We start from the raw sequence: 3,943 nt of genomic DNA on the forward strand, positions 1-3,943 counted from the left end.
GGGGGGGGGGGCGCGGCGGGCGCGTGGGGGCGGGGGCCCCCGCGCCCGCCCCCCGCCGCCCGGCGGGTTTCGCCGCCCGGCGGGTTTCGCCGCCCGGCGGGTTTCGCCGCCCGGCGGGTTTCGCCGCCCGGCGGGCTTTGCCGCCCGGCCGGCTTCGCCGACAGGGTGGCGAGCCGTCCGGCTCAGACCCGGAGCCGGTCCCAGAACGCGCAGCCGTGGGCCGCGCCCGCGTTCCCCGGGCGGATGCCCCCCGTGCCGGGGGCCAGGTACTGCACCAGCGGCGCCCCGCCCCGGAAGGCGGGCCAGCGCGGAGCGCCCGGCTCGTTCGGGTCGCCCGTGCGCGCGAACCGGGTCCAGTAGCCGGTCATCCGCTCCGACAGCTCCCGCTGCGGCGCGGTGAAAGGCGTCACCGTCGGGAGGTCGAAGAGGTACGGCAGCTCGAAGCCGTGCGCGGCGCCGTACGGGAAGCCCGGCGCCGGGGGCGGGAAGCCTCCGAAGACCGGGGCGTTCCGGTCGGCGAACTCGTAGCCGTACGTCGGCACGTGCGCGGCCAGGGCCCGGTTGCCGCGCTGGGTCGGGCAGATCCACACGCGGTCGGTGAGCAGCGTGGCCCAGGCGAGCGCGGGCGTCGGGTACTTCCCCACCGGGTAGCGCCGCTCGACGGCGGCGGCCGACGCGCCGAACGTGGCCCCCAGCCGGGCCCGGTACGCGCGGCCGTCGGGGATCGGGTGGTCCACCAGCGCCTGGGCGAGGAGGCTGCGCATCTCGTCGAGGTTCGCGCCCTGGATCACCGGCACCCGGTGGAAGCGGCCGCTCTCCAGCGCCCGGTCCGGGCGCCGGGGCAGCAGCGCGTCACCGTAGGGCACGGCGGCGAACTCCTCGGTCAGCTCCGGTGTCACCAGCTTCTCCACGGGCAGGGCGCGCAGACAGCGCAGCGCCCGCGCCCCCCGCCCGCACCCCAGCGCACGGGCCGCCTCGGCCCCCGCGGCGCGAGTGCGCTCCCGCGGGGTCCAGGGGTGGAACGCGGCGCTACCGGGGTCGCCGGCGTTCTTCGGGACCACGGTCATGCACGAGCCGCTCTGGATGACGGCCCTGTGGAACAGCCCGCGCGCCGACGGCGAGGTGAGCTGCGCGCAGGTGCTCAGCGCCCCCGCCGACTCGCCGAACAGCGTCACATTGCCCGGGTCACCGCCGAACCGGGCCGCGTTGGCCCGCACCCAGCGCAGCGCCGCCTGCTGGTCGGCGATGCCGAGGGCGGGCGCGTCGAGCCCGGGGTGGCCGAAGAAGCCGAGGACCCCCAGCCGGTAGTTGACCGTGACCACGACGGCGCCGCCCCCCACGGCCAGCCGCTGTGCTGCGTAGTCACGGCCCGTGCCCTGGATGAACCCGCCGCCGTGCAGCCACACCATGACGGGCCGCCCCCGGCCCCGCTCGGCCGGCCGGGTGAGGTTCAGAGAGAGGCAGTCCTCCGAACCGGACATCTTGCCGGGCCCCAGGGCCGGCAGCTGCGGGCAGCTCGCACCGGGCGCGCCCGCGTCCCGGACGCCCTGCCAGCGGCGGACGGGCGCGGGGGGCCGCCAGCGCAGCGGACCCGTGGGCGGTGCGGCGAAGGGGATGCCCTCGAAGGTGTCGTACGTGCCGTGCGCCCGGCCGCGCACCTGCCCCCGGTCGGTGTCGACGACGGGTCTGCCGGGGGCTTCGGCGGTGGCCGGGGGTGCGGTGGTGGTGGCGGTGACGAGCGAGAGAAGCGCGAGGAACAGCACGCTCAGCGCTCCGCCGCGGCGCCGGGGAAGACGGGCTGACGGCATGGCTGACACACCCCTTCAGCGGATACGGGCCCACGGGTGGCCCGGGCACCGGGAGCGTACCCAGGGCACACTGTGGGCACCTGTTCTGCCGGGCATCGGAGCTACCCGCCCTCCGCACGCGTCTCCGCGGCCCGGGTGCGCCCGGCACTGTCGCTGATTCTGATCAGCAGGGCGATCAGCAGCCAGCCGGCCACCAGCGACGAGCCGCCCTTGGCGAGGAACGGCAGCGCCTTGCCGGTCAGCGGGATGAGTCCCATGACGCCGCCGCCCACCACGAACACCTGGAGGGCCAGCGCCGCCGACAGCCCTACCGCCAGGAGCTTGCCGAACGGGTCGCGCACGTGCAGGGCCACGCTCAGGCCGCGCTGCACGAGCAGCGCGTAGAGCACCGTCACCGCCATCGTGCCCGTCAGCCCCAGCTCCTCCCCGACGGTGGTGAGGATGAAGTCGCTGCGGCCGGCGAAGCCGATGAACTCGGGGTGGCCCCGGCCCAGCCCGCTGCCGGTGACGCCCCCGCTGCCGAACGCGAAGAGCGCGTCGGCGAGCTGATGGGATATCAGCCCCGCGGGCCGCCGCTCCTCCGGCAGGAAGATGTCGAAGGGGTGCAGCCAGGCCACGACGCGGCCCTTGACGTGCGGCTCGGTCGCACCGGCCACGACCGCTCCCACCGCGGCCATCACCAGGCCGAACGCCACCCAGCCGAGGCGTTCGGTGGCCGTGTACAGCATCACGACGAACAGCCCGAAGAAGATCAGCGAGGTGCCCAGGTCCCGCTCGAAGACCAGCACCATCAGGCTCAGCAGCCAGACGGCCACGATCGGACCGAGCTGCCGCCCCGGCGGCAGCGGCACCCCCAGCACCCGGCGCCCCGGGCGCGCCAGAGCGTCCCGGTGGGCGACCAGATAGCCCGCGAAGAACACCGCCATCAAGATCTTTGCGAACTCGCCGGGCTGGAACGACAGCGGCCCCACGAGGATCCACCGCTTGGCACCGTAGGTGTCGCCGGGGAAGAGCGCCGGCGCCATCAGCAGCACCAGCGCCACGGCCATCATCGCGTAACTGTGGCGCTGGAGCGTGCGGTGGTCCCGCAGCACCAGCACCACGCCGGCGCACAGGGCCACCCCCAGGACCGTCCACATCAGCTGATCGGAGGCCGTCGCGCCCGAGCCCTCGAACCGCTCGGCGTACGACGGATCGAGCCGGTGGAGCAGCACCAGTCCTAGGCCGGACAGCAGAATGGTCAGGGGCAGGATCAGCGGATCGGCGTACGGGGCCCAGCGGCGCACGGTGAGGTGCGGCACCAGGGCCAGGCACCCCATGCCCACCGCGAACACGCCGAAGCGGTCGGGGAATCCGCCGCCCATGGACAGGCCGGCGTACGCGTAGCCGAAACAGCTGATCAGCACGGCCAGGCCGAGCAGCAGCGCCTCGCGGCGCCTGCGCCGGACCGCCAGGGAGCGCTCCGGACGCTCCTGGCTCTCGTCGCTTCCTTCGTCGCTTCCCTCACGTCGTACGGATTCCACGCTCACACTGGTAAAGATGGAGCGCGGCACCCGAAGGAAACCCGAGATTCCCGACCGAACCTTCAGGAATCGGGCCCTCCGGGCGCTCCGCGCCGCCCGCCGCCCGCCCGGGTGCGTGCGCACACACGGTGGAACGGGCGTAACCGCCCGACACCGCCCCGAGTTGACCCACAAGGACGAACGCACGCCACCACAGGACGGAGCAGTGGTACATCCATGAGCAAGCGCCAGAAGGGCCGCCGGCACCGCCGGGTCAACCGCACCCCGCGCCCGGCCGGCCCGGCCCGCCGGGCCCGCGCGTCCCTGCCGCCCGCGGCGATCCCCGCGCCCGGGCCGGCCCCCGCCCTCGGCCGCCACGCCGCCCGCACCTGGGAGGGCCTGCGGGCGGCGGGCGGGGCCGGAGCCTCCCTCGGCGAACTGCGCGCGGCGGTGGGCTACCAGGAGCGCACGATCGCCAAGCACGTCCAGGAGATTGCCGGGCACGGGCTGGCCGAGCTGCGGGGCGAGCGCTGGTACCCCCGGGAGCCGGCGGGGGCGGCGGCCCTTCTGGCGCTTGCTCATGGATGTACCACTGCTCCGTCCTGTGGTGGCGTGCGTTCGTCCTTGTGGGTC

2 protein-coding genes and 1 pseudogene are annotated in these 3,943 nt (G+C 75.2%); 1 reads left to right on the forward strand and 2 read right to left on the reverse strand.

Translation table 11 applies throughout. The annotated features are described in order from the left end of the window. Positions 1-182: 182 nt before the first annotated feature. Both ABZ951_RS33555 and ABZ951_RS33560 read right to left on the reverse strand, forming a co-directional pair. Positions 183-1,808, reverse strand: a complete 1,626-nt coding sequence (locus ABZ951_RS33555) for a carboxylesterase family protein (protein ID WP_344095235.1) — start codon at positions 1,806-1,808, stop codon at positions 183-185. Positions 1,809-1,909: 101 nt separating this feature from the next. After that, on the reverse strand, positions 1,910-3,262 hold the full coding sequence (locus ABZ951_RS33560; RefSeq protein WP_344095239.1) for an FtsW/RodA/SpoVE family cell cycle protein: 1,353 nt from the start codon (positions 3,260-3,262) through the stop codon (positions 1,910-1,912). Between the two features lie 285 nt (positions 3,263-3,547). Here ABZ951_RS33560 and ABZ951_RS33565 point away from each other — a divergent pair. Beyond that, positions 3,548-3,943, forward strand: a pseudogene (locus ABZ951_RS33565) (hypothetical protein); the annotation flags it as partial.

This window comes from Streptomyces sp. NPDC046215 (genome assembly GCF_040646215.1).
In the GTDB taxonomy this organism is placed as follows: Bacteria; Actinomycetota; Actinomycetes; order Streptomycetales; family Streptomycetaceae; genus Streptomyces; species Streptomyces stramineus.

Excerpts from the sequence above, each read along its gene's own strand:
- ABZ951_RS33555 (WP_344095235.1), bottom strand. The coding sequence starts at position 1,808 with ATGCCGTCAGCCCGTCTTCCCCGGCGCCGCGGCGGAGCGCTGAGCGTG.